This is a genomic window from Sphingomonas sp. AP4-R1, from assembly GCF_013113735.1.
In the GTDB taxonomy this organism is placed as follows: Bacteria; Pseudomonadota; Alphaproteobacteria; order Sphingomonadales; family Sphingomonadaceae; genus Sphingomonas_I.
Map to the genome: position 1 here is coordinate 3,065,935 of NZ_CP053346.1, position 26,181 is coordinate 3,092,115.

Annotated in this window: 23 protein-coding genes; 8 read left to right on the forward strand and 15 right to left on the reverse strand. The window is 67.7% G+C overall.

What is annotated here, in order from left to right:
• Positions 1-45: 45 nt before the first annotated feature.
• The 4 genes from HL653_RS14210 to HL653_RS14225 form a co-directional block, all read right to left on the reverse strand.
• Complete coding sequence (locus HL653_RS14210) at positions 46-1,890, reverse strand: amidohydrolase (RefSeq protein WP_171746991.1); 1,845 nt, start codon at positions 1,888-1,890, stop codon at positions 46-48.
• 83 nt (positions 1,891-1,973) lie between these two features.
• Positions 1,974-2,213, reverse strand: a complete 240-nt coding sequence (locus HL653_RS14215) for a XapX domain-containing protein (protein ID WP_171745094.1) — start codon at positions 2,211-2,213, stop codon at positions 1,974-1,976.
• Between the two features lie 26 nt (positions 2,214-2,239).
• Positions 2,240-3,076, reverse strand: coding sequence for an alpha/beta fold hydrolase (locus tag HL653_RS14220; protein WP_171745095.1), 837 nt, complete (start codon positions 3,074-3,076; stop codon positions 2,240-2,242).
• Positions 3,077-3,146: 70 nt separating this feature from the next.
• A complete protein-coding gene (locus HL653_RS14225) occupies positions 3,147-3,806 on the reverse strand; it encodes a hydrolase (RefSeq protein ID WP_171745096.1) in 660 nt (219 codons plus the stop codon).
• Positions 3,807-4,139: 333 nt separating this feature from the next.
• Between HL653_RS14225 and HL653_RS14230 the strand changes: the two genes are divergently transcribed.
• Positions 4,140-5,561 carry an MFS transporter gene (locus tag HL653_RS14230; protein ID WP_253716879.1) on the forward strand — a complete coding sequence of 474 codons (1,422 nt, stop codon included), beginning with the start codon at positions 4,140-4,142 and terminating at the stop codon, positions 5,559-5,561.
• Here HL653_RS14230 and HL653_RS24290 read toward each other — a convergent pair.
• The 3 genes from HL653_RS24290 to HL653_RS14240 are packed head-to-tail and all read right to left on the reverse strand — an operon-like array spanning position 5,530 to position 10,282.
• A complete protein-coding gene (locus HL653_RS24290; protein ID WP_253716881.1) occupies positions 5,530-6,519 on the reverse strand; it encodes a nuclease in 990 nt (329 codons plus the stop codon). The two genes, HL653_RS14230 and HL653_RS24290, sit on opposite strands and share 32 nt — an antisense overlap.
• 14 nt (positions 6,520-6,533) lie before the next feature.
• Positions 6,534-7,769, reverse strand: a complete 1,236-nt coding sequence (locus HL653_RS14235; protein WP_253716883.1) for a YdcF family protein — start codon at positions 7,767-7,769, stop codon at positions 6,534-6,536.
• A complete protein-coding gene (locus HL653_RS14240; protein WP_171745097.1) occupies positions 7,766-10,282 on the reverse strand; it encodes a TonB-dependent receptor in 2,517 nt (838 codons plus the stop codon). Before HL653_RS14240 ends, HL653_RS14235 begins: the two co-directional genes overlap by 4 nt.
• A 142-nt stretch (positions 10,283-10,424) precedes the next feature.
• On the opposite strand from HL653_RS14240, the gene HL653_RS14245 reads away from it, so the two are divergent.
• Positions 10,425-11,534, forward strand: a complete 1,110-nt coding sequence (locus tag HL653_RS14245) for an ROK family transcriptional regulator (RefSeq protein WP_171745098.1) — start codon at positions 10,425-10,427, stop codon at positions 11,532-11,534.
• A 5-nt stretch (positions 11,535-11,539) separates the two neighbouring features.
• On the opposite strand, the gene HL653_RS14250 is transcribed toward HL653_RS14245, so the two are convergent.
• The 7 genes from HL653_RS14250 to HL653_RS14280 all read right to left on the reverse strand — a co-directional run bounded on the left by HL653_RS14250 (position 11,540) and on the right by HL653_RS14280 (position 16,275).
• Positions 11,540-12,730: an MFS transporter gene (locus tag HL653_RS14250; RefSeq protein ID WP_171745099.1), complete on the reverse strand. Its 1,191-nt coding sequence runs from the start codon at positions 12,728-12,730 to the stop codon at positions 11,540-11,542.
• Positions 12,731-12,808: 78 nt separating this feature from the next.
• On the reverse strand, positions 12,809-12,982 hold the full coding sequence (locus HL653_RS14255) for a hypothetical protein (protein WP_171745100.1): 174 nt from the start codon (positions 12,980-12,982) through the stop codon (positions 12,809-12,811).
• A gap of 58 nt (positions 12,983-13,040) precedes the next feature.
• Positions 13,041-13,754, reverse strand: a complete 714-nt coding sequence (locus tag HL653_RS14260) for an extensin family protein (protein ID WP_171745101.1) — start codon at positions 13,752-13,754, stop codon at positions 13,041-13,043.
• 78 nt (positions 13,755-13,832) lie between these two features.
• Complete coding sequence (locus HL653_RS14265) at positions 13,833-14,180, reverse strand: hypothetical protein (protein ID WP_171745102.1); 348 nt, start codon at positions 14,178-14,180, stop codon at positions 13,833-13,835.
• A gap of 158 nt (positions 14,181-14,338) precedes the next feature.
• Entirely contained in the window at positions 14,339-14,503 is a 165-nt protein-coding gene (locus HL653_RS14270) for a hypothetical protein (RefSeq protein WP_171745103.1), read from the reverse strand.
• Positions 14,504-14,559: 56 nt separating this feature from the next.
• On the reverse strand, positions 14,560-14,883 hold the full coding sequence (locus tag HL653_RS14275) for a hypothetical protein (protein ID WP_171745104.1): 324 nt from the start codon (positions 14,881-14,883) through the stop codon (positions 14,560-14,562).
• A gap of 123 nt (positions 14,884-15,006) precedes the next feature.
• Positions 15,007-16,275, reverse strand: coding sequence for an amidohydrolase family protein (locus tag HL653_RS14280; RefSeq protein WP_253718110.1), 1,269 nt, complete (start codon positions 16,273-16,275; stop codon positions 15,007-15,009).
• Positions 16,276-16,424: 149 nt separating this feature from the next.
• Here HL653_RS14280 and HL653_RS14285 point away from each other — a divergent pair, with 149 nt between their 5' ends.
• The gene (locus HL653_RS14285) at positions 16,425-18,527 is read left to right on the forward strand and encodes a penicillin acylase family protein (RefSeq protein ID WP_253718112.1); all 2,103 of its coding nucleotides are present in this window, start codon (positions 16,425-16,427) and stop codon (positions 18,525-18,527) included.
• 63 nt (positions 18,528-18,590) lie between these two features.
• Here the strand turns inward: HL653_RS14285 and HL653_RS14290 are convergent, their stop codons facing one another.
• On the reverse strand, positions 18,591-21,146 hold the full coding sequence (locus tag HL653_RS14290; protein WP_171745107.1) for a TonB-dependent receptor: 2,556 nt from the start codon (positions 21,144-21,146) through the stop codon (positions 18,591-18,593).
• Positions 21,147-21,413: 267 nt separating this feature from the next.
• Between HL653_RS14290 and HL653_RS14295 the strand changes: the two genes are divergently transcribed.
• The 5 genes from HL653_RS14295 to HL653_RS14315 are packed head-to-tail and all read left to right on the forward strand — an operon-like array spanning position 21,414 to position 26,178.
• Complete coding sequence (locus HL653_RS14295; RefSeq protein WP_171745108.1) at positions 21,414-22,511, forward strand: ABC transporter substrate-binding protein; 1,098 nt, start codon at positions 21,414-21,416, stop codon at positions 22,509-22,511.
• Positions 22,508-23,374 (forward strand): ABC transporter permease, encoded by an 867-nt coding sequence (locus HL653_RS14300; protein ID WP_171745109.1) that lies wholly within the window; start codon positions 22,508-22,510, stop codon positions 23,372-23,374. The genes HL653_RS14295 and HL653_RS14300 overlap by 4 nt, the downstream gene beginning before the upstream one ends.
• Entirely contained in the window at positions 23,371-24,174 is an 804-nt protein-coding gene (locus HL653_RS14305) for an ABC transporter ATP-binding protein (protein WP_171745110.1), read from the forward strand. The genes HL653_RS14300 and HL653_RS14305 overlap by 4 nt, the downstream gene beginning before the upstream one ends.
• Positions 24,171-25,025, forward strand: a complete 855-nt coding sequence (locus tag HL653_RS14310) for a nitroreductase family protein (RefSeq protein ID WP_171745111.1) — start codon at positions 24,171-24,173, stop codon at positions 25,023-25,025. Before HL653_RS14305 ends, HL653_RS14310 begins: the two co-directional genes overlap by 4 nt.
• Positions 25,026-25,068: 43 nt before the next feature.
• The gene (locus HL653_RS14315; RefSeq protein WP_171745112.1) at positions 25,069-26,178 is read left to right on the forward strand and encodes an LLM class flavin-dependent oxidoreductase; all 1,110 of its coding nucleotides are present in this window, start codon (positions 25,069-25,071) and stop codon (positions 26,176-26,178) included.
• The last annotated feature ends 3 nt before the right edge of the window (positions 26,179-26,181 follow it).

The following is a 26,181-nucleotide window of genomic DNA, read 5'->3' on the forward strand; positions in this document are numbered from 1 at the left end:
ATAGTTTCCCGGCCCCGCCGTGATCGGAGGGGCCGGGTGACGGCGTCACACGGCCCAGCAGCCGCAGCCGAGCGCGCCCCAGAAGGTCTGGACATCGGCGGCCGGAACAGTGGCGCCAAGCGAGGCGGCATGATCGTGGCCGTGGACGGAGCAGGCCGAGGCGCAGCCGCAGGCGCTGGCGAGCTTCGCAGCCGTCTCCGGCTCGCGATGATAGCCGCCGAAGGTGGCGACCGGGGACCAGTCGGGCATGGGCCTGGGCAGGGCCGGGGCCAGCGGCGCATAGTCGCCCTCGCCGTACACCACCTTGCCGCCGAGCAGGGTGAGGACCGAGCGGATGTGCGGAATGTCGCTTTCGGCCACGCTGAAATAGTCGGCGGTGAGCAAAGCGAGATCGGCGAGCTGGCCCGCCTTGATCTGCCCCTTCTTGCCGATCTCGTTGGAGAACCACGTATTTTCGTGCGTCCACATGCGCAGCGCCTTCTCGCGGCTCATACGGTTGGCGGAGGGATAAAGGCCGAGGCCGCCGACCGTCTTGCCGGTGACGAGCCAGTTCAGCGACACCCACGGATTGTAGCTGGCGACGCGGGTGGCATCGGTGCCGGCGCCGACGGGAATGCCCGCCGCCAGCATCCGGGCGATGGGCGGCGTGCGCTCGGCCGCCTTGGCGCCGTAACGCTCGACGAAATATTCGCCCTGATAGGCCATGCGATGCTGGACGGCGATGCCGCCGCCGAGCGCGGCGATGCGATCGATATTGCGATCACTGATCGTCTCGGCATGATCGAAGAACCAGTTGATCCCGTGCAGCGGGATGTCGCGGTTGACCTTTTCATAGACGTCCAGCGCGCGGCCGATCGTCTCGTCATAGGTGGCGTGCAGGCGCCACGGCCAGCGATGCTCGGCGAGCAGGCGGATCACCGGCTCCAGATCGCCTTCCATGTTCGGCGGCATGTCCGGACGCGCGACCCGGAAATCCTCGAAATCGGCGGCGGAATAGACGAGCATCTCGCCCGCGCCATTGTGGCGATAGGTGTCGTCGCCCTGGCCCGGCGTCACCTGCTTCACCCAGCCGGAAAAGTCGGCCAGTTCTTCCTTCGGCTTCTGCGTGAAGAGGTTGTAGCTGATGCGGACGGTCAACTGATCGTCGGCGTGGAGCTTCTCGATGATCTGATAATCGTCGGGATAATTCTGGAAGCCGCCGCCCGCATCGATCACGCCGGTGACGCCGAGGCTGTTCACCTCGCGCATGAAGTGGCGGGTGGAGTTGATCTGATAATCGGGGGGCAGCTTCGGCCCCTTGGCGAGCGTTGAATAGAGGATCGTGGCGTTGGGCTGGGCCAGCAGCAGCCCGGTGGGATTGCCGGCGGCATCGCGCACGATCTCGCCGCCGGGCGGGTTGGGCGTGTCCTTCGTATAGCCGACGACGCGCAGGGCGGCGGCGTTGAGCAGGGCGCGGTCATAGAGGTGGAGGATGAAGACGGGCGTGTCGGGCGCGACCGCGTTCAGCTCGGCGATCGTGGGCAGGCGCTTCTCGGCGAACTGATGCTCTGTAAAGCCGCCGACGACGCGCACCCATTGCGGGGCGGGGGTGTTGTCCACCTGCCGCTTCAGCATCGCCATCGCCTCGGCCAGGCTCGGCACGCCTTCCCAGCGCAGCTCCATATTATAGTTCAGCCCGCCGCGGATGATGTGCATGTGGCTGTCGATCAGGCCGGGGATCAGGCGGCGGCGGCCGGCATCGATCACGGTGGCGTGGGGTGCGGCCGCGCGGACCTCCGCCTCGCTGCCGACCGCGAGGAACTTGCCGTCGCGGATCGCGACCGCCTCGGCCTGCGGATTTTCGCGATCGAGCGTCGTCACCTTGGCGTTGATGATGATGGTGTCGGTCATCGGGCGGGTCCGTTGGGCGAGAAGGGAAGAAGAGAGTGCGGCGGTGGCGGCGGCACCCACGAGCGTCTGGCGGCGGGTGAGCGTCATGCGTCGTGGCCCGGCAGGCGGCCGAAGATATGGCGGGCGCTGTGATCGCGCAGATAGGCGACGGCGGTGTCGCGCGAGCCGATCCGCTTGAGCAGAGGCGCGGCCTGTTCGCCGACGAGGATGCCCAGCAGGCCGATGAGGGCGATGGCGGGTGGGGCCGGAGACCGGACCCCGAGGAGACTGTAGATGACGCCGACGAGCAGGCCGGCGGCAAGCGAGAGAAGATAGGGCTTCATCGTTCGTCTCCTCGGGGATCGCGGGATCAGGCCTGGACGAAGGCGAGCAGATCGGCGTTCAGCACGTCCGCATTCACCGTCAGCATGCCGTGGCTGAAGCCGGGATAGATCTTCAGCGTGGCGTTCGGCAGGAGTTCGGCCTGCAGGACGGCGGCATTCTTGTACGGCACCACCTGATCGTCATCGCCCTGCAGGACGAGCGCGGGGACGGTGATCGCCTTCAGATCGTCGGTCTGGTCGGTCTCCGAGAAGGCCTTGATGCCTTCATAATGGGCGAGCGCGCTGCCCATCATGCCCTGGCGCCACCAATTGTCGATCACGCCGGGCTTCACGTCCGCGCCTTCGCGATTGAAGCCATAGAAGGGACCGGCGGCGACATCGCGGAAGAATTGCGCGCGATTGGCGGCGAGCCCGGCGCGCAGGCCATCGAACACCTCGATCGGCAGGCCGCCCGGATACCGCTCCGTCTTCAGCATGATCGGTGGCACCGCGCTCACCAGCACCGCCTTGGCGACGCGGCCCTGCGGAATGCCGTAGCGGGCGACATAGGCCGCGACTTCGCCGCCGCCGGTGGAGTGGCCGATATGGATGGCGTTGCGCAGGTCGAGATGCTCGGCCACCGCCGCCGCATCGGCCGCATAATGATCCATGTCGTGGCCGAAGCCGACCTGCGCCGAGCGGCCATGGCCGCGCCGGTCATGGGCGACGACGCGATAGCCCTTCGACACGAAGAACAGCATCTGCGCGTCCCAATCGTCCGACGAGAGCGGCCAGCCGTGGTGGAACATGATCGGCTGGGCGTCCTTCGAGCCCCAGTCCTTGTAGAAGATCTCGACGCCGTCCTTGGTGGTTACAGTAGCCATGATGAAAATCCTTGATGAGATGAGGTGAAAAGGGACGGGGAGGGCCGGGCCTCCCCATTGGAAGAGGCGATCAGTGCTGGCCCTCGGAGGCGCCGAACATCGACTTGGCGTAGGTGATGCCGATGCCGTAGGCGCCGCCCCACTTGCGGGCGATGCCGGTGGTGGAGTCGTAGGTTTCGGTGCGAGCCCAGTCGCGCTGCAGTTCCAGCAGATATTGCAGCGAGGTCATCGGCTTGGCGCCCAGCTGGATCATGCGCTGCACGGCGCGCTCATGCGCTTCCGGCGAGATGTCGCCGCAGGCATCGGCGATGAAGTAGCAGTCGAAGCCCTGATCGATCGCGGAGGCGACGGGGCCGACGATGCAGACGCTGGTCCAGAGACCGGCGAACACGATGCGCTCCTTGCCGATGCGGTTGACCTCGGCGATCACGCCTTCGTCTTCCCACGTATTCATCGAGGTACGATCGAGCAGGGGCTGGCCCGGGAAGGCCTCGGTGATCTCGTCGAACATCGGGCCGGAGAAGCTCTTTTCGGCCACCGTCGTCAGGATCGTGGACACGCCGAACGACTGGGCGCCGCGGCTGATGAGCGCGGCATTGTTGCGGAGCAGTTCTGGAGCGATCGACTTGGTCGCGAACGACATTTGCGACTGGAAATCGATCAGGACGAGGGTGTGGTCGGTCGGCGAGAGCAGCGACTTGCCCGGGGTTGCAGTTGCAGTAATCGTCATCGTCAGTCTCCCTTTGGTGCGTGGTTCCGTTGGCGTAAGGAAGGTCTAACGGGTCCGGTTTATTCCAGGAACACGGATAAGATTGTCCTCATGTTTCGAAAAAATAGAAAAGCTGGAGAGGTAAGCCGCCATTTGCCCTTATAGCCGCCTAGCGGCGCGGCTCACGGGCGGGCCCCTGCAGGGGCTCCGTTCGGGCGCTTTCAGTTGCATTAAGTGCAACTATCGCGGGCGATTTCGGCGCCGAGGAGCGGCGGCGCGCTGTCGCGGCGGAGCGTCGCGAAACTGAAAGACAAGGCGGCTATCGGTCCTGCCGTCCCTCGCGACGCTCCCGCCATGCAGTTACCTCCCCACCGCTCCGCTTTTCGTGCCCGGCCGGTGGCGCGCCTGCCCGGCATGCTGAAGGAGACGCGTCTCCTCGCTTATTCCTCGGGCAATTTCGGCAAGAATATCGCGTTCGGCGGCGCCGATGCGACCATCCTGTTCCTGCTGACCGACCTGTTCGGCGTCTCCGCAGGCATCGCCGGCGCGCTGATGCTGATCGCGCTGGCGGGCGATCTGGTGTTCGATCTGCTGGCGGCGGCGCTGGTGATCCGGCTGCGGCGATCGGGCCGGGGCTATCGCTGGCTGATCATCGCGGGCGCGGTGCCGGGCGGCGCCGCATTCTCCCTGCTCTATGCCGTGCCGGCGCTGGGCGCGCGGCAGGCGTGGATCATGGCGATCACATTGCTGGTGTTCCGGGGCGCCTATGCGGTGATCGACGTGCCGCACAATGCGCTGATGACACAGATCAGCCCCGACAGCCGCACGCGCGGGCGCATCTCCGGCTATCGCCTGTTCTTCAGCACCACGGCCTCGCTCGCGGTCGCCTCGATCCTCGCCCCGGCGGTGCAGGCGGCGGCGGGCAGCGGGACGTTCGGGCGGCTGGCGCTGATCGGGCTGGCGGGCGGCATCGTCTTCGCGCTGACGCTCACCGCATCGGCGCTGACCTCGCGCGGCTCCGATTCCCCGGAGGCCGCCGCCACGGACGGGCTGGCGGTGCCCGTGCGTGACCGGCTGGTGCTGGCGATGGCGCTGATCGGCATCGTCACCGGCTTCGCCGCGCCGGCCTTCGTGCGGATGCTGCTCTACATCGGCAGCTATGTGCTGGTGCGGCCGGCGGATGTGAGCGCGATGCTGATCGCGCTGACGATCGGCCAGTTCCTCGGCGTGTTCCTGTGGACCGCGCTGACGAGCCGCTACGACAAGAGCGTGCTGCTGGCGGCCGGCCATATGGTCGCGATCGGCGGGATGATGCTGTTCGGCCTGTCGCTGGCGTGGCCGCCCGCTTTGCTGGGCTGCTGCGTCGTGATCGGGATCGGCCTCACCAGCGTCTATATGCTGCCGTGGGGATTGCTGGCGGATCTGGTGGATTTCGTCGCGTGGCGCCACGGGCGGCGGCTGGAGACGGGGCTGTTCGCCGCCTATCTGGTGGTGGTGAAGGCGAGCGGTGCCGCCTCGACGGCGGCGATCGGCTGGTGTCTCGACGGGCTGGGCTATGCGCCCGGCGCGGCCCAGACGATGGCGGTGCGGATCGGCATGCTGGCACTGGGGCTCGGGCTGCCGATCGCGGGCAGCCTCGCCGCGATCCTCGTGCTGCGCCGGCTCGATATGGGGCACGCCCGCCACGGCGCGCTGGTGAAGGCGCTGGCCCGACGACGCGACCGCGCCGCCGGGGTACGCATCCTCAATCCGGGGCCGAACCCGTCTCGGGATTGAAGCGGGGATTTTTCGGATCGAGCGGCGAGGGCTCGACCGGCGCGGGCTTCACGGCGCTTTCCTCCCAGGCGCGGCAGATCATGTCGCGCAGCATCGCGGCGCCTGCCGCCGTCTGGCGATAGACGAGCGCGCGCACGTCCTTGTCCGCATAGTTCGAGAAACCGTCGCGCTTCTCGAGGACATAGACGCTCTCCATCCGGCTGGACGCGTCGTCGAGGAAGGCGAGGACGGCATCGAACATGTCGCCGCTGCGGTGGCCGGGCGCGCCGATGCGCGGGGCGATGTCCCGCGTCGTCAGTTGGATGCTGTCGACGAAGCGGCTCTCGAAGCGGCCGTGGACCGATCCGTCGCGGGTATAGCCCTTGGGGTTATCGCCCCGCCAGCCGTCGCTATGGATGGAATCGTGGAGCGGCTGCGCGCCGTCGCCGATATAATGGCCGAGCCGGATCACCTGGAACGCGCAATGCTGCTCGGGAAAAGCGCTGTCGCGACCTTCCGCTTTCGCCAGCCGCACGTAGCGCATGCAGACGACCAGCCGGTCATAGGCCTCGATCGCGGCATAAGGCAGCGTGCCCGTCCAGCGCACGTTGGTGCGCGCGGCCGTCGCCGGATCCGTATCCTTGATCTGCTCGTAGCGTTTGTAGAGCGCGAGGATGAATTCGTAGCGCGAGCGGGGGATCGGCGTCAGGAACGTGAACTGCTCCTTGAACCAGCCGTGGTTGGGATCCTCCTCGATCTTCGAGAAATTTTCCGACGCGCCCCGCCAGCTGTCCGGCAGCGAGGCCGAGCCGGCGATATAATCGGTGTATTTCCGCAGGAAGACCGGGCCGTCGGCGGGGATCGCGTCCAGAGCGGCGTGATCGATCACCTCATGGGCGCGGCCGCCCCAGGCCGAGGCGGGCGCGGGCAGGCAGGCGAGCGGAAGCGCGGCTAGTGCCGCGAGCAGGGAAAGGCGCATCTCGGTACTCCGGATCAGGGGTCGAGCGGATCGTGCGGATCGACGCGGACGGACGTGGCGGAGGGCGTGAATTCCAGCTCGGTCGGCGACAGGCGCCGGCCGATCCGGCCCGGCTCGTAGCCCAGTTCCTTGCGGTTGCGCTCGGCGAACAGCGCGCTCTCGATATTCGCGCTCTGCAGCGGATTGCTGACGACCAACGTCTCCTTCGCGAGCGGCGCGCCCATCGTCACCAGCAGGCGCGCGGCGTTGCGCATGTTGGTGGTGGTGTGGCGGGCATAAGGCTCGATCACGATCGCGTCGGCGGGCACGCCGTAGCGCTCGATCAGGGCCGCGCGCATCTCGATCGCCTCGGCGAAGCGGGTGGCGCGCGGATGGGCGCGGCCGCCGCTGACGATGATGAACGCCACGTCGCCCCGTGCGAAGCGATTGGCGGCGAGGCGGACGTGCAGCTTGCCGAGCTGGCTGAGCGGCATCTCCGTCACCTCCGGGCCCGAGCCGGGGATGATCATCGCGCTGTAGCGATACGCGCTCCAGTCGATGCCCTTGGCGCGCGCCATGGCCGGGGCGTTATAGCCACCCGCCAGCGGCTCGAAGCCGATCGCGTCGGTGCGATCATGCGCGTCGAGCAAGGCGATGCCGAACTCGATCGAGGGGTCCAGCGCCTGCAGCGATCCGGCGCGCGGCGTCTGCGCGATGGCGAGCGCGGCGCGCAGGCGGGCCTGCGCTTCCACGCCATCGGCGGGGATGCCGGGGCCGTCGATCTGCGGATAGCTAGGCGCGGCACCCAGCGCATAGACGTTCACGATCGTGTTGAAGCCGCTCACCTCGCGCCGAACCTGCGCGGCGAGGCCATCATCGGCCGCGAACCGCTCCAGGCCGGGTACTTTCTGGAGTGCGGCGACCAGTGCCGCCGTCTCGGCATCGCTCCAGAGCATCGCCTGGGCGGCGCAGTTCGGGCCGGCCGCGTCCTTGGGATCGGTGCTGCAGACGGCGCGGCGCTTCGCCCGATCGGCCAGCACGCGCTTCAGCTCGGGCCGGGCGGAGAGCGCCGCGAGACGATCGGGCCGCCCCGCCGCGCTCAGCACCGGGAAGAGCCGGGCCGAGAGCGCGTCGGACAGGCTGTCCGCCACCGCCGCGCTCTGTGGCACGGAGCCTACGCCATCCGCCCCGGCAAAAGCCGTGGCGGTGGCGAAGGTGAAGGCCCCGACGGCCACGCAGGCCATCGCGGCGATGGTCAGGCGAGAAGTCACCAGGACTTGCCGATCACGAAGCGGAAGTTCCGGCCGAAGATCGGGCGACCATAGATGGCCTCGGCGCTGCCCTGGCCGCTCAGCGAGTCGGTGCGGGTATTGCCCTCGGTCAGGCCGTGCGCGTTGAACAGATTGTCCCCCACCACCTGGAACTGCCACCCCTTGCGGCGGAGCGTCACGCCCGCGCCGATCGTGCCGTACGCCGGCAGCGCCGTGTTGTTGTACACGTCGACATAGCGCTTACCCATATAGGTGTAACGGCCATAGACCGACACGTCGGTGCCGTGCGTATTGAAGTCGAAGCTCGGGCGGATATTGCCGTAGATCTTCGGCTCGCGGACGATCTGGTTGCCCTCGGCCAGCGACGGATCGGCGCCCGTCGAGCTCTGGAAATTCTTGTACTTCGGATCGCTCACCGTCAGCGCGCCGTTCAGCGTGAAGTAGGAGGTGAGCGCCAGCGCGCCGTCGAACTCGACGCCCTTCACCTTGGCCTTGCCGATGAAAGGCACGTTCACGTCGTTGCGGCCCGTGGTCGGGTCGAAGGCGAGGAACGAGGCGTTGAGCGGATCGAAGTTCGTGTAGAAGCCCGTGAGGTACAGATACGAACGGCCCTTCGAGAGCTTCAGGCCGATTTCATACTGATCGGCCTTAGTGGTGATGATCGTCGGGTTGATGCTCATCACGGTCTGCACGTTCGGCGGCGTCTCGAGATGCGAGGCGCGGCCATAGACGCCGATATGATTGTTGAGGTCATAATCGGCGCCGACCGTCCAGTTGGTGGCGTGGGTCGCCAGCTTCTGGTTCAGGATCGCGCCGGTGAAGGCGCGGGTGGTGTCGTCGGCCAGCGTGGTGCGGTCGCCGAGGTCCGCCTGCGTGGTGAGCGCCGCCCAGCCGGTGTAGTTATAATGTTCGTAGCGGATGCCGGCGTCGATCTTCAGGCCCGGCACGATCTCCCACGTGTCGTTGCCGTAGAAGGCGAACATCTTCGCGTCGGAATCGCCCTGGTTCAGCGTGGCGGCATAGTTGAGCACGCCATTGTCGGTCACGCGGCCCAGCACCGAACCGGTGGCCGAATAGGCGACCAGATCCAGCGTGCGCGGCTTGCCCGCCACCTCGATCAGGTAATTCTGATAGAGCGACTTGCTGTCCTCGCCATAGAGGCTGCCGTAGAAGCCCACCTTCAGATCGTGGCTGCCGAGGCCGGTATCGAAGCGGCGCGCGACCGTGACGGTGCCCTGGCCCGAATAGAATTTCGAGTGGATGTCGCGATACTGGCCCTGCATCACGAGGCCGGATGCCGAATAGGGATCATAGACGGTGTTGCTGCCCGCCAGCACATAGCCGAGCGAGGTGACGTTGGCGCCGAACGCGGTGCGCGCGCGGGCGAGATAGGAGCTGGCGAAGGTATTGCCGTCGGCCGGATTGGTCGTGGAATAGAAGGCCGTGAAGTCGAGCTTGCCCTGCGTGTAACCGGCCTTCGCCTCGACCAGCCATTCGCCGAAATGGCCCTCATATTGCGCGCCGACATTTACCATCTGCATGTGGCGGCCGTCGGACAGATCGCTGTTGCGGCTCTGAATCTGGCCGTTGCCGTCGCGATACTTGAGGTTCACGTGCCGGAAGGCCGGCGAGTTCATCGTGCCGTCGAAATAGTCGATATACTTGTTCAGCGACACGCTGGGATTGCGCGGATCCGCCGTCGGGATCGGCAGGTAGAAGACGTTGTGATCGTTCACGTAATTGACGTTGAACTTGATCGAACCGTTGGCGAGATCATGCTTGATGTTCGCGCGGATCTGGCCGCCCTTGTCGTTCGGAAAGCCGTTGTCGCGATAGCCGTCGTGATAGCGGAGGAAGCCGCCGATCGCATAATAGGTATCGCTGGAGAGCGGACCCGCCTGATAGGCGTCGAGCCGGTAGAGGCCGGTATCGCCGAGCGTCACCTGCGCCTTGCCGCGCGCCTGATCCTTGCCGGTGACGGTGATGGCGTTGATGATCGCGCCCGAATAGCTGGCGTAGATCGGCGCCGGGCCGCCGCGCACCACTTCGACGCGGTCGGTCATCAGATCCTGCTTCAGGATCGCGTCGCCACGGAAGAAGACGCCGTCATTCTCGTGGAACAGCGGCAGGCCGTCCTGCTGGAAATTCACGAAGCCGCCGTCGTTCGGCAGGCCGCGGATGCGATAGATGTTCTGGACTTCGCCGCCGGTGATCTCGGTCTGGAAGCCGGGGAGCTGGCCGATCAGGTCGGCGAAATTGACGGGCGCGATCTTCTCGATCTGCTCCTGCGAAAGCGTGTTGATCGCATAGGAGGCATCGAACCGGCGCTGCGCGCGGGTCGAGCCGGTGACGATCACGTCCGGGCCCTGCTCGCTCTGGTCGGCCGGAGCGGCATCCGCCGGCGCGGCGGCGGCGTCGGCGGCCGCAGCGCCCGCGTCCGCTGCGAAGGCAGGCGTGGCCAGGCTGACGCACAGCGCGAAAAGCGCCGTGCCGGCGAGAATGGATGTCCGCATATTGCCCCTCTTGAGATTTCGTGGTCGCCGGTCTGGCGACGCGAGAGGCCCCATGGCCGCACAAAATGACGCTTTTAATTATTTTTGTAAAAATAATGATTTTATAAGCGCCCCGGAACGAGGGATCGGGAAGGGACGACGAATGGTACGCGCGCTCGCGCTGGCGAAGGATCAGCGCCGCATCGTGCAGGAGCTGCGCAAGACGGGCGGCCTTTCCCGATCGCTGCTCGCCACGCGGCTGGAGATCAGCAATGCGGCGGTGACGAAGCTGTCGCGCGAGCTGCTCGCGCTCGGCGTGATCGAGGAAGTGGACGGCCCCGAAGCCAGGCAGCGCGGGCGGCCGTCCATCCCGATCCGGATCGCGCCCGGCGGCGGCTATGCGATCGGCGCCACCGCGCACAAGGGCGTGCTGGATATCGTGCTGGTGGATTTCGCCGGGGGCACGATCGCCACGCATCACGAAAACGTGCCGCCGATCGATCCGCGCGAATTCGCGAAACGGGTACGCCGGATCACGCACCGGCTGGCCGATCGCCACCAATTGCTGGGCCAGCGCATGCTGGGGATCGGCGTCGCGGTGCCCGGTCCGGCCCTGTCCAACAAGGGGGATCGCTGGAGCATCGTCGATCAGTTGCCGGGCTGGCGGGGCGCGGACCTGCCCCGGATCATGGGCGACGAGCTGGGCTGGCCGCTCTGGATCGAGAATGACGCCAATGCGGCGGCGCTGGCCGAACATTATCTCGGCGGGCTGATGGACAAGGTCTCGACGCTGGCGGTGATCCTGCTGGGCTATGGCATCGGCGCGGGCGTGATCGTGGACGGGCGGCTGATGCGCGGCGAATATGGCGTGGCGGGCGAAATCGGCTGTCTGTTCCCGATCGACCAGCCCCGGCCGAGCCCGCTGGATCTGCTGTCGCTGCTGCAGGCGGCGGGCTGCCGGGTTTCCTCGGTCGCGGATATCGATCCCGAGGCGCCGGCGCAGGTGCCGACGATCGAGGCCTGGATGGACCGCGCCGCCCACCAGCTGGAACTGGTCTGCAACACCGTCTTCGCCTGGCTCGATCCCGGCGCGATCGTGCTGGCCGGGCCGCTGCCGGCGAAGATCCTGCGCGGGCTGGGCGAACGGCTCGGCCGCGCGGCGCTCGTCTCGACGGTGAACGAGCGGCGGCCGCCCGTCCGCGTGTCGGGGCTGGTGGGATCGCCGATCACGCTGGGCGCGGCCTTGCTGCCGATCCACAGCTTCGCGGGCTGACGGGCTCAGGCGGTGCGGGCCTCGTGCGGCTCGGTGGCGAAGAGGAGCAGCGCCGCCGTGCCGATCGCGGCGCCGACGATCGCGGTGAGCGACCAGCCGCCATGCTCCAGCGTGACGGTGGCGAGCATCGAGCCTGTCGCGCCGGCGAGGAACACGACCGTCATATAGACGGCGTTGATGCGGCCGCGCGCCTCCGGGGCGATCGAATAGAGGATGCGCTGGCCGAGGACCTGATTCATCTGCGTCGCGGCATCCAGCAGGATGGCGGCGGCCGCCAGCACGAGCAGCAGGTGCACCGCCTCGGCCCAGCCCGCCAGCGCGAATGCGGCGATGCAGCCGGCCAGCGCGGCGGCCGTGCCGGTGCGGATATGGCCACGATCGCCGAGCCGCCCCGCAATCGGCGCGGTCAGGGCACCCCCGGCGCCGGCCAGCGCGAACAAGGCGATCCCGCCTTGCCCGAGATGAAAGCGGCTGGCGAGGACGAGGGGCACGGCCGTCCAGAACAGGTTGAACGCGGCGAACATCGCGGCCTGATAGGCCGTCCGCCGCTGGATGATCCGCGTGCGCGCCAGCAGGAGCAGGCCGGAGCGGAGGATCTCGCCATAGCGGATGCGGTGCGGCGGGCGCCGCTCGGGCAGGGTGACGGCCAGCACCGCGAACAGCACGGCCAGCGCGAGCCCGGAGACGCCGAAGATCGTGCGCCATCCCGCCAGCGCGGCGAGCCCGCTCGCCAGCGGCCGGGCGAGCATGATGCCGGCGATCAGGCCGCCCATGATATTGCCGACGACGCGACCCCGGCTGTGTTCGGGCGCGAGATGCGCGGCGAGCGGCACCATGATCTGCGCGCCGACCGAACAGATGCCGGCGAGGCAGGAGAAGATCAGGAAGCTGGTCGCCCCGGTGGAGAAGAAGATGCCGAACTCACTGAGGCAGGCGCCCGCGGTCGTGATCAGGATCAGCCGCCGATTCTCCAGCAGATCCGCCAGCGAGACGACGAAGAACAGGCCGGCGCCATATCCCAATTGGGTGAGCGTGACGATCAGCCCGGCCAGAGCGGGGCTGAGCTGCAGGGCCGGCGCGATCTCGCCCACCAGCGCCTGCGCGAAATAGAGGTTCGCCACCATCATGCCGCAGGCGACGGCCAGGACGATCATCAGGGGCGCGTCGAGGCCCGCCGGCTCGTGAGTCTGCTCCATTCGCTCGCCCTAGCAGCAAAAAGCCGGGGCGAAACGGCCGTACCGGGCGAACGGCGGCGGCGGTCATCACGCGCCCCGCTAGCGGCGGCGCGACTTGATCAGCGCGTAGCCGCCGACGATGGCGACCAGCGTCGCGACGGCCAGGCCGGATACCGTGCCGATCAGGGCGATCCTCGGGCTGTTCAGAAACGCGCCCAGACCGAGGCCGAGCAACGGCAGGACCAGAAACAGAAGGCAACCAAGCGCGGGCATCGTCACACCTTGTCATCGTCGTCATCGTCGTCATCGCCGGGCTGGATCGGCCGTCCCGTCATCCGCACATCCGCCAGCCCATGGCACCGCGCGGCGCCATATCGAGATGGAGATGATCATGATGGGCGGCATTATAGTCCGGCGACAAGGTGGTGGCGAACAGCCGGCATGCGCCGTCGCGCACCCGGTGTAGAAACCGGCCGCGCGCGTCGCCCCGCCAGTCACGGGAGAGCGTGACGAGGCGGCCGTCCGACAATCGGAATCCCGCGATATCGATGGCGTTGGCGAAGGCGTGCTGGCTCCAGCGCCCTGCGGACCGGCCATAGGTTCGGCGACAGGAATAGCTTCCCAGGCTTTCGATCCCCCGAACATCGGCGCCGAGCAGCTCCATCGCGGCCGGCTGCACGACCCGGCGCATCCAGAGATCGAAGGCGGCGGCCAGCGGGCAGCTCAGCGTGGCGTCGGGTCGCGGCGCATCCGCAGTCGATGCCAGGCGGACGGCATCGTTCCAGCCGCACGTTTCGCCGGCGCGGCGCGGCGCGACCGGATCGAACCGGATGCCGGCCTGCCGCAGGAGCCCGGAGCAGAGGGGGGCGTCATCGGCCAGCGCGGCGAGCTTGTAAGGCGTGGCGAGTCCGATCGGCGCGCGCAGATCGAGCGGCGTCCAGGGCAGGTCCTCCGCGGCCGGGGCATGATGGGTGAGCAGGGACTGCACGCCGACGGCCGCCAGAAGACAGAGGAAGACGATCCACAGGAGGCGGGAGAGTCGCACCGCGACCCGACGGTTGAAAGCCTGGTTCGTTGCATGGCGGGCGCGGAATGGCGGCCGGGCTGCGCCGCCGTCCCGGGATCACTCGATCTGCGCGAGCATCGCCACCAGGCCGTCATAGTGCGGGGCTTGCCCCTCCGCGCAGTAAGCGGCGCGGAGGGCACGCGCCAACGGATGCGAAAATCGCTGACCCGCCGCTCCATCGTCCGATGTGTCTTCCGGCGCGCGCGACGCCGGATCCGCGCCCATGGCCGGATCGTCATTGCCGAGATGACTTTGGGCGGCATGGAAACCGTCGAGCCAAAATGTCTGGAGGTTGTGCGCCTCGGCCTTGAACCCGTTCGACGCGCCGAACCCCAGAGACGCGCCGGCACGCCATCCGCTGTCGAAGGCATCGATCATGCGGTCCACCCCGGCATCGTGATCCACGGCCCAACCCCGGCGCTGTTACTGGCGAGCCCATATAGCGGCTGCGGCGAAGCGGTCTATTTCCAGGGTGTAAGCCAGCGTAATTTTTTATGAAGCACGCGGTGCGACGCGGGCGCTGCGGCGCGATCCGAGCGCGGTTTTCCGCCATGCCCTGTTCGTCAGTGGCGCATCTCCGCCCGCGCGGCGTCCCGCTCGGCCGGGCTGGACACGTGGCCGGGGCTGCGGGTGGTGTAGGCGACGATGGCGACGGCGACCGCCGCGGCGATGCTGAGATAGATGATCAGGTTCCGCAGCGGGCGCTTGGCGGTTTTCTTGTCCTGCATGGTCGCTCCTTGATTGTCGGATCAGGAACGCGCCATTCTCCGCTTTCGTGCCCGCCTCAGGCCAGCCAGCTCCATGCCCACCATCCGAGATTGAGCGAAAGGAACGCCGCGAGCGTGAGCGCGGCGATGCGCCCGCGCCCTGGCGGCGGCGGTGGCGCGCGATCCCCGGCATCGCGCATCATGCTTTGGACGATCGCGGTGAGCGATGCCGATTTCGGCGGAGATTCCGTGGCGTCGCTACAGATGAGCAGCAGCTTTCCCGGCGCGACCGAGGGGGCTTCGTAAATCGGATATCCCAGAAGCCAGTCCGGCCTTGTCTCCACCGTTACACCCCGGCGGGCGGCAAGCCGCATCAGATCGCCCACCGTCTCCGGATGCATGCGCCAGCCGATCGGAGATCGGCACCGGCGGTGCGCACCGGACACAAGCTTTCGCGCGTCGTCGAGTAAAGATCCCACCCCTGAACGCCCCCCACAGCGCGACTGGTTACCAAAGCGATAACCTCACTTGCGGCCGACGTCCACGGAGTCGCTGCGAACGATCACACCACCTTTCATGACGAGCGCCACCGTCCGCACCGCGGCGACATCGCGCGTGGGATCGCCTTGTACGGCGATCAGATCGGCCAGCAGGCCGGGCTTCACCGCGCCCACCCGATCGGCGATGTGGAAGATGCGGGCATTGCCGGAGGTCGCGGCGATCAGCACCTGTGCCGGGGCCATGCCGGCCGCCTGCATCAGCACCATCTCCCGCGCATTCGTGCCGTGCGCGAACACGCCGACGTCGCCGCCCATGCAGATCGGCACGCCGGCGGCCATCGCCATGCGGAAGGCGGCACGGTTCTGCGCGACGCTCTCCGGCGCGGGCTCCTGCCCGTTCCACCCGCGATAGCGCGCGACGGCATCGGAGGCGGCGAGGGTGGGGCAGAGCGCCACGCCCTTGTCGTGCATCGCCTTGAAGATCGCCGGGGTGCCGCCATAGCCATGCTCGATCGTGTCGATCCCGGCGGCGATCGCGCGACGCATCCCTTCCGGGGTGGACGTGTGGACGGCGACGACGCGCCCGGCATCGCGGCCGGCCTGCGCGCCGGCGGCGAGTTCGGCCTCGCTCAGCGTGGGGCGGCTCGGCTCGCCGGGGCGGTAGCGATAATCGGCGTACATCTTCACCACGTCCGCGCCGGCGGCGATCTGGTCGCGGGCGGCGCGGGCCATCTCGTCGACACCGCTGACTTCCTCCGCGCCCTGCGGAACCTTCACGCCGGGCTCGAAGCCCTTGGGGCCATAGGCGCCCTCCGCGACGATCGCGCGCGTCGCCACCAGCAGGCGCGGGCCGGGGACGATGCCTTCGTCGATCGCCTGCTTCAGCCCCGCATCGGCATAGCCCGCGCCCTCGGTGCCGAGATCGCGCTCCGTGGTGAAGCCCGCCATCAGCGTGTCGCGCGCGTGGACGACGGCGCGCGCGGTGCGCAGCGCCAGCGGCTCGTGCAGCACCTGATCGTCCCAGCTCGTCTCGTTATAGGGATGGAGGAACAGATGGCCGTGCCCCTCGATCATGCCGGGCATCAGCGTCTGGCCCGGCAACGGGACGAGGCGTGCGCCGGCCGGCGCCGCTAGATGCGGGCCGACCGCCATGATGCGGTCCCCCTCCACCAGCACCTGCCAGCCGGCATGGGGAGCGGGATCGACGCCGTCGAACACGCGATCCGGCTGCAGCAGGATCGGGACCGGGGGCTGGGGCGCGGCGATCGCGGCCTGCGCCAGAACCAGCGCCATCCACCAAGCCATCGTCGATCTCCTTGCTCCCGCCATCGCACGTCGATAGCGCGGATCTCATGGTGAAACCCTCGCGCCGCTTGCGCAACAATCTCGCCTTCGCGGCGCTTTTCCTCCCCGCTTCGCTGCACGCCGCACCGCCCGGCGACATGACCCGCTGGCGGGCCGAGGCGGCGCGGGTGACGATCGCACGCGACGAATGGGGGATCGCCCATGTCACGGGCAAGACGGATGCGGATGCCGTGTTCGGCGCGATCTACGCGCAGGCGGAGGACGATTTCGACCGGGTCGAGGCCAATTATCTGACCGCGCTCGGCCGCACGGCGGAGACCGAGGGGCAGGCTGCGATCTGGCAGGATCTGCGCCAGAGGCTGTATGCCGACCCCGCCACGCTGCGGGCGCAGTATCGCGCCAGCCCGGCTTGGCTGCGGACGCTGATGAATGCCTGGGCGGACGGCCTCAACTTCTATCTCGCCACGCATCCGGAGGTCCGCCCGAAGGTGATCCGCCGGTTCGAGCCGTGGATGGCGCTGTCCTTCACCGAGGGCAGCATCGGTGGGGATATCGAGCGCATCTCGCTCACCAAACTGCAGAATTTCTACGACGGCACGCAGATCCCGCCGACCGCGCTGGAGACGGGCGCGCTGCAGGAGGAACCCAAGGGCTCCAACGGCATCGCCATCGCGCCGAAGAACACGGCCGACGGCCATGCCTTGCTGCTGATCAACCCGCACACCAGCTTCTATTTCCGCGCCGAACTGCAGATGACAAGCGGCGAGGGGCTGAACGCCTATGGCGCCTCCACCTGGGGGCAGTTCTTCATCTATCAGGGCTTCAACCCGCAGATCGGCTGGATGCACACCTCGTCCGGCATCGACAATGTCGACGAGTTCGCCGAGACGATCGTGAAGAAGGGCAAAAGGCTGTTCTATCGCTATGGCACGCAACTGCGCCTGGTGAAGAGCGAGACGATCGCCATCGCCTATCGCACGCCGGAGGGCGGCAGCGCGGTGCGGCGCTTCACCGTCCATCGCACGCATCACGGCCCGATCGTGGCGGCCGACAAGGGCAAGTGGATCGCGGAGGCGCTGATGTGGACGCCGGTGCCCGCGCTGGAACAGAGCTGGCTGCGGACCAAGGCCGGTGATCTCGCGTCCTATCTCAAGGTGGCCGAGCGCAAGGCGAACAGCTCCAACGACACGATCTTCGCGGATGCCAAGGGCGAGATCGCCTATCTTCATCCGCAGTTCGTGCCGGTCCGCGACGATCGGTTCGACTATCGCAAGCCGGTCGACGGTGCCGATCCGGCGACCGACTGGAAGGGGCTGCACGCGCTCGACACCTTGCCCAAGGCGATCGATCCGGCGGTGGGCTGGGTCCACAATACCAATGACTGGCCGTGGGACGCGGCGGGGCCGGACAGTCCGAAGGCGGCGGACTTCCCACGCTATATGGATCAGCTCGGGCCCAACTTCCGAGGCGTCCATGCGGACGAGGTGCTGACCGGGCGGCATGATTTCACGGGCGAGAGCCTGATCGGGGCGGCGTTCGACAGTCATCTACCCGCGTTCGCGCTACTGATCCCGAAGCTGGTGGCCGATTATGACGCGCTGCCCGCCACCGATCCGCAGAAGGCGAAGCTGGCGGGGCCGATCACGCTGCTGCGCGGCTGGGATGCGCGCTGGGGCTATGGCTCGCAGGCGACCACGCTCGCCGTCTTCTGGGGCGATACGCTGGCGGGCGATCTCGGCGCCTTCGCCAAGGCGGAGCGCATGAACGTGCCCGATTATATCGCCACGCGCACGACCGCGTCGGTGCGCCTTGCGGCCCTCTCCCGCGCGGTCGAGCGGCTGACGGCCGATTTCGGGAGCTGGAAGGTGGCCTGGGGCGATGTGAACCGCTTCCAGCGCCTCGACGACAGCATCGTGCCGCATTTCGACGATGCCAAGCCCAGCATCCCGGTGCCGTTCACCTCGGCCCAATGGGGATCGCTCGCGTCGTTCGGGGCCAAGCCTTATCCCGGCACGAAGCGCTATTATGGATCGAGCGGCAACAGCTTCGTCGCGGTGGTGGAATTCGGGCCGCGCGTGAAGGCGTGGGCGGTGACGGCGGGCGGCGAGAGCGGGAATCCGGCCTCGCCCCATTTCGACGATCAGGCCGAACGCTACACGACCGGGGGACTGCGCCCCGTGCATTTCTATCCGGACGAGGTGGCCGGCCACGTGCGGAAATCCTATCATCCGGGGGCGTGATCCCCTGGCCGCGACGGATCGCCTGATGGCGCGATCCGTCGCTCCGGTTCCTCCCGCCCCGCGTCAGTATTTGGCTCTCAGCGTGATGCCGTATCTGGCGGGCTGATTGTAGGTCGCCGTCCGGCCCAGATATGCGGTGACGCCGGCGCCCGACGGCGCCGACAGCAGAGCCTGCGAGATGATGTTCCGCTCGTTGGTCGCGTTGTTGGCGTAGAAAGAGATATCGTATTGGCCGTCTTTCAGCCGCACGCCGGCGCGCAGGTTGAGGTTAAACTGGCTGGGCACCTGCGTATAGATGGACTGGGTTACGCCCGTGCCATACGAACTGGTGTAGGAATATTGCGCGTAGCTGTAGAATTCGGTGCCCGGCCCGATCCTGAAATCCCAGGACGGCGTGACCGAGAGAGCCCATTTGGGCGAGTAAGGCGCTCTCTGCCCCTTGGCGTCGATATTCGCGATTCCGTTATAGCTTAATTCGGCCGGGGCGGGGAGCGACGGCGCCCGCGTGTAGATGCCGTCATTATAATTGCCGTCGAAGGTCAGCCGGACCCCGTGGCCCAGATTGCCGGCCACGCTCCATTCGAAGCCCCGCGCGCGGATATTTCCGACGTTGGTGGCGCCTCTCTGGATCGTGCCGTCGGGCAAGGTGAAGGAAATGGAGGTCTGGAAGCCTTCGAGCTTCTCCTGATAGGCGGAGAGGCTCAGGGTCACGCGGCGATCGAACAAAGAGGCTTTGACGCCCGCTTCGATATTCTTCGTCTTCGTCGGCTGGACATCGGGAGCGGAGGGGGAGAGGGCGCGATTGTTCAGATCCAGTCCGCCCGCCTGGAAGCCCGTGGCATAGGTGACATAGGTCGTGACGTCCGGCGTGATCTTGTAGGACAGGCTCACCGTGCCGGAGACATTGTCGTTGGATGTCCTGCGGCCGAGCGCATAGCCGGTGGTCGCGACCCCCGCCGGATAGCCCGGCACGGCATAGGCCACGCCCGCATTCCTCTGCACGGCATCGATCGCGTTGTAGAATGCGGTCAGCTGCGCGTTCGTGATCCCGGCCGGCAGCGAGGTCGGGAGCAGGCTGGTATCGACCGGGCTGCTGCCGTTCTTGCGATCATAGGTGTAGCGCAGGCCGCCGGTGAGATCCAAGGCGCTGCCGATATGCCAGGTCCCCTGGCCGTAGACGGCCGCGTTCCTGTTTTCGACGCGCGTATCCTCGATGATCTGCGCGCCGGTCAGCTGGGACCGGAAGGACAGAGGGATCGGCGTGAAGGCCGTGCCCGCCAGCGTGTTGTACGCATTGTACCAGGGGATGACGTCGGCGCCGAACTGGTGGACGACATAATGGTCCTTCAGCCTGGAATAATAGAGGAATGCCCCGATCTGCCATTCGATCGGGTGGCGCCCCTGGGAGGCCAGCCGGAATTCCTGGCTGAACTGGTCGCTGTGGCTGATCGCCATATTCTGGTAGATGTCGATCGGCGTGCTGTCGCTGTCCTGCGGCGGATTGAAGGTCCAGAGCCGCCATGCGCTGATGGACGTCAGGTTCGCCCATCCGAAGTCGTAATCTGCGGTCAGCGAGACGCCGGCATTCTTCGTCTTCATGTGATTGTAATTGTTGGTGATGCTGGATTTCGGGTCGACGGTCGGGGTCCAGTCCCGCACGCCGCCGAAGCTGGAAAGCTGGCCCAGCGCCCGCAGCGCGGTCGTGACCCGGGTCTGCTGTGCCGTCGTCGTGTTGATGCCCCAATTGCCGGGGCCAAACAGCTCCGTGATCCCGCCGCCGGAACTGTAACCGGATGAGCTGTCGCTCTCGACATTGAGGTCGCCCGCGAGGTTGATCTTGAGATCGCCGGCGTTGAGCAGGAATTGCTGGCGTATGCCCCAGCGCCCGGTGCCGGCCGTCTTGGAATCGCCGGTCGCGGTCGGCGCGTAGATGCCTTTCTGGAGCGCCGCGTCCCGGAATGCGGGCCTGAAGGGGGTGGAAACCCACCCGTCGGACCGGGTGCCGTACGCCACGGTGCGGTAGGCGATGGTGTCGGTGAGCGGGCCGGTGAGGATCGCCTTGCCCTGCGCGAAATTATACCGGCCGTACGACGCTTCGAACGTATAGCCCGGCGTGAAGCTCGGCTTGTTGAAGGTGACGTTCAGCGCGCCCGCCGCCGCGTTGCGGCCGAACAGCGTGCCCTGCGGCCCGCGCAGCACCTCGAAGCTCTGGACGTCGACCAGATCCTGCAGAACCTGCCCCGGCCGGGCCTGATAGACGCCGTCGAAATAGACGCCGATCGCATTGTCGAGGCCGTCGGCGGCGGTCGGCGCATAGCCGATGCCGCGGATCGTGACCGAGAAGTTGCGCGGATTGCCGCCCGTCGAGTTCAGGCCCGGCGTCTGATCGACCAGGCTTTGCAGATCGATCGTGCCCTTGCGCTGCAGCGTCTCGCCGCTGATCGCCTGCACCGAGATGGGAACATCCTGAATATTCTCGGCGCGACGGCGCGCCGTCACGACCACCTCATTGTCGCGATCCGCATCACCGGCCGGGGCATTCTCCGCCCACGCGATCGACGGAATCGCCAGAGCGGCCGTGGTCGCCAACAGCGCGCGCACGAAAACGATACGGTTCATCCGAGAGACCCCCATTATGGTATGAACAATTCCTACTGAATCGCTATGTTTTGGTAGAAACTACAATTCCTATGGGGTAACTAGAGAATCTGCGGGGGGCGGAAGTTTTTCTGCATCGCGGCGGCGGCCGCTCCGATCCAGACATGCGTCACGAAAGCGGAGGGCAACGTGACGACGACCGGATCGTTCGAATGGAATGGGGAGGGGCGGGGCGCCTCCAGCCTGCGGGCGAACGGGGCGGGCCTGATCCGCGCCGCGGCCTGAGCGATGGCCCTCTCCGGATCCACCTGGCCGAAAGGATCGGGCGTCTTCGCGCTCGTCGTGGTCGCGTCGATCGCGCTGCTTGTCGCCTTCGCCCCGGCGCGACGGGTGGCCGCCGCGAAGCAGGGGCTGGCCCTGACCGCGCCGCTGCCGGACCGGGTGCCGCCCGGCGTGGTGCTGCGGGTCGGCGATCCGGTCACGCGCTGGGTGTTCGAGCATGAGGGCTGGGACAAGAAGCTGCCGTTCCGCATCGAATGGGCGGAAATCACCGGCGGGCCGGAGGTGACGGAGGCCCTTCATGCCGGTGCGCTGGATGTGGGCTTCGGCGCGAGCGTGCCGCCGATCCACGCCGTCTGGATGGGCATTCCCGTGCGGATCATCGCCTTCCGCGAATATGCCGATCGCGCGCGGCGTCAGGCCTATGTCTTCGGTATCGCGCCCAAGGCGAACATCCGGACGCTGGCGGACCTGCGCGGCAAGCGGATCGCGTTCAGCCCGAGCCAGGTTCAGGCGCAGATCGTGATCGAGACGCTGAAGGCGGCGGGCATCCGGCGCGACGAGGTGACGCTGGTCGAATTGTCGTCGAACATCGGCGGCGACGTCTATTCCAACGCGCTCGCCTCCGGCGCGATCGATGCCGCGCCGATCCGGGCCGATCTCGTCGCGCAACGCTATCTCCGCGATTTCGGAGAGCGCGGCGCGCATATCCTGAAGCATCCCCCGTTCCGCGACGACGGCGCCAACGTCTATGTTCCGGAGACCGCGCTGGCCGATCCGGGCAAGGCGGCCGCCCTCCGCATCTTCGCCCGCTACTGGGGGCTCGCCCAGGCGTGGATCAACGCGCATCCCGAGGAGCTGGCGCGCGGCTATTATGGCGAAAAGCGCGGGCTCCCGATCGCCGATGCCCGCGTGATGGCGGCCTATATCTGCAACGTGGCGGTGCCGCGAAACTGGGCGGGCGCGATCGCCTATCAGCAGGCCGCGATCGACACGCTCGGCCCCGAAACGAAGCATCCCCGTTTCGACGCGGCGACGCTCTTCGATCGCCGTTTCGAGGCCATCGCCGGCGACGCCGCATCCGCACCGCAAGGAAATCGGTCATGAACGCCTATCCGGAAGGGCTTCGCGTGCCATCCCCACAACAGGACGCGCCGATCGCGCGTCCTTCCGCAGCACGCCTCGAACCAAGGCGACAACGCCTCAGTCCCGGCAAGCCGGCCCGCTACGGCACGCTGCTCGGGCCGGCCCTGCTGCTGCTCTACTGGTCCGTCCTGTCCGTGACCGGCTGGCTCGATCCGCGCATCCTGCCGGCCCCCTGGACGGCGATCACCACCGCGATCGACCTGATCCGCGAAGGCCGGCTGCAGGAGAATCTGGCCATTTCCGCCTGGCGGGCGATGACCGGGCTGGGCTTCGGCGTGGCGATCGGCGTGGCCCTCGCTTGGCTGTCCGGCCTGTCGCTGCTGGGCGGCTACGTGATCGACGGGCTGGTGCAGATCAAGCGGGGCATCCCGATCCTGGCGCTGATCCCGTTCATGATCCTGTGGCTGGGCATCGGCGAGACGATGAAGATCACGCTGATCGCCACCGCTGTCTTCTTCCCCGTCTACATCAACACGCACAACGCCCTGCGCGCGATCGACATCCGCCATGTCGAACTGGCCGAGACGGTGCGGCTGAGCCGCTGGCAGTTCCTTCGCGCCGTGGTCGTGCCGGGATCGCTGCCGGGTTTCCTCACCGGCCTGCGCTTCGGCGTCACCTCGTCGTGGCTGGCGCTGGTGGTGGTGGAGCAACTGAACGCCACGAGCGGCATCGGCTATATGGTCACGCTCGCCCGCGCATATGCACAGACCGACGTGATGCTGGTCGGGCTGGTCGTCTATGCGTTGCTCGGGTTCGGATCGGACGCTCTCGTTCGACAACTGGAACGACGCCTGCTCTCCTGGCGCCGGACGCTCGGCCGATGAGCGCGTTTCCCGACACCCCGGCCGTCGAGGTTCGCGGCCTCGTGCGGACCTTCACGCTGAAGGGCGTGCTCAACGGGATCGATCTGGATATCGCGCCGGGCGAGTTCGTCGCGCTGCTCGGCCGCAGCGGATCGGGCAAGAGCACGTTGCTGCGCGCGTTGGCGGGCATCGATCACGAAGCCGAGGGCACGGGCGAGATCCGGCTGCCCGAGCGCCTCTCGGTGATCTTTCAGGATGCCCGGCTGCTGCCGTGGATGCGCGTGCTGGACAATGTGCTGCTCGGCATTTCGGGCGGCCGCGCGCGGGGCGTGAAGGCGCTGGCCGAAGTGGGCCTCGCCGGCCGCGAGCATGCCTGGCCGCACGAGCTTTCGGGCGGCGAGCAGCAGCGCGTGGCGCTGGCCCGCGCGCTCGTCCGCGAGCCGAAGCTGCTGCTGGCAGACGAACCCTTCGGCGCACTGGACGCGCTGACCCGCATCCAGATGCACGCGCTCCTCCGGCGCCTGTCCGACGTCCACGATCCGGCGGTGCTGCTCGTCACGCACGATATCGACGAGGCGATCCTGCTCGCCGACCGGATCGTGATGCTCGACGACGGCCGGCTCGCGGCGGATCTGCCGGTCGATCTGCCCGAGAGCGGGATCGCCCGGCGCGAGCGCATCGCCGAATTGCGGGCGCTGCTCCACCGCCTACTCGGCGTGGAGGAGGCCCCCGCCGACTATCACGAAGACCGGCATCCGCCCGAGGCGCGGACCGATCTCCCCGGCCTCATTCCTGGCATCAAGGACGGTGAAGCAGCATGAGCGAGGTGAAACTGGCCTATTCGGCAGCGGCCGAGGCGGAGCGCCTCGGCGCGCGGCTGTTCGATCGCTACCGGCACGATCTGGACCTGCCGGTGGCGTGGAACGAGACGCTCGACACGATCCTCTCCCACCGCTCGGTGCGCGCCTATGCGCCCGATCCCGTGCCGGACGGGGCGATCGAGCTGGCGGTCGCGGCGGCGCAGTCGGCCGCCAGTTCATCCAACCTCCAGCCCTGGAGCGTCGTCGCGGTCGAGGATCCGGCGCGCAAGGCGCGGCTCGCGGCGCTGGCGGGCAACCAGAAGCAGATCCTGCAGGCGCCGCTCTTCCTGCTCTGGATCGTGGATCATCAGCGCTTGACGCGGGTGGGCGAGCAGGTGGGCACGCCCGCCGACGCGCTCCACTATCTGGAGAGCTTCCTGCTCGGCGCGGTGGATACGTCGCTCGCCGCACAGAGCGCGGTCGTCGCGCTGGAATCGCTCGGGCTCGGCACCTGCTATATCGGCGGCATCCGCAACCGGCCCGCCGAGGTGGCGGCCGAACTGGGCCTGCCGCCGCAATCCTTCGCGCTGTTCGGCCTCACGGTCGGCCACCCCGATCCCGCCGCGCCCGCGTCGGTGAAGCCGCGCCTGCCGCAGGAGGCGGTGCTGTTCCGCGAGGCTTATGGTCAGTCCGCGGCACCCGCCGCGCTCGCCGCTTATGATCGCCGCCTGCGCGGCTTCCAGCGCGAGCAGGGGATGATCGAGCGCGACTGGACCGAGCAGGCGTCCCAGCGCGTGCGCGGGGCGGACTCGCTTGCCGGCCGCGACGTGCTGCGCGGGGTCCTCCACCGCCTCGGCTTCAGGCTGAGATAGCGCCGTCCCCTCCCACCTTTCCTCTCGCCGAAGGATCACGTCCATGAGCTCCGAATTCCTCTGGTACATTCCCAATCAGGTCGAACCCGGCCATCGCGGCGATTCCGCGGGCGAGGGGCATCGCAGTCTCGATACGCTGACGCGCCACGCACTCACGCTGGAGCAGCATGGCTGGGACGGCGCGTTGATCGGCACCAGCTGGGGGCGGCCCGACACCTTCATCGTCGCCACCGCGCTCGCCGCACGCACGACGACGTTCCAGCCGCTCATCGCGATCCGCCCCGGTTACTGGCGGCCCGCCAACTTCGCCGCCGCCGCCGCCACGCTGGACGATCTCACGGGCGGGCGCGTCCGCATCAACATCGTCTCGGGGCAAGACAATCTGGCGGCCTATGGCGACAGCGAGGGCGATCAGGCGCATCGCTATGGCCGCACGAAGGAGTTCATGCGCCTCGTCCGGCGGCTGTGGACCGAGGAGGAGGTCACCTTCGCGGGCGAGCATTTCGGCGTGACGAAGTCGACGATCGCGCCGCGCCCCGTCCGCCGGGGTGACCGGCTGCATCCCCGGCTGTATTTCGGGGGCGCATCGGACGCGGCCGAGCGGGTCGCCGCGACCGAGGCCGACGTCCAGCTCTTCTGGGGCGAGCCGCTCGACGGCGTCGCGGATCGGATCGCGCGATTGAAGCGCCTCAGCCGCGATCTCGATCGCGATCTGGCCCCGCTGCAATTCGGCCTCCGCATCACGACTTTGGTGCGCGACACGACCGAGCAGGCCTGGGCGGATGCCGAGGCCAAGGTGGACGAGATGGCGAAGAATCAGGGCACGGTGGACGAACATCGCCGCGCCCCCGCCGTGGGCCAGCAGCGCCTGCTCGACCTTCACGCGCGCGGCGAGGTGCTGGACGACAATCTCTACACGGCGCCCGGCCGCTATGGTGGCGGCGGTGCCGGCACGACCTGGCTGGTGGGTTCGGCGGCCGACGTCGCGAACTCGCTGCGCAAATATCGCGATCTGGGCATCACCCACTTCGTTCTGTCCGACACGCCCTATCTGCCCGAGATACGCCGGCAGGGCGATCAGCTGCTCCCGCTCCTGCGCGACGATGCGGTCCCGGCGGTGGAGCGGCGGCTCGATCCCGAACAGGTGGCCTGAGCC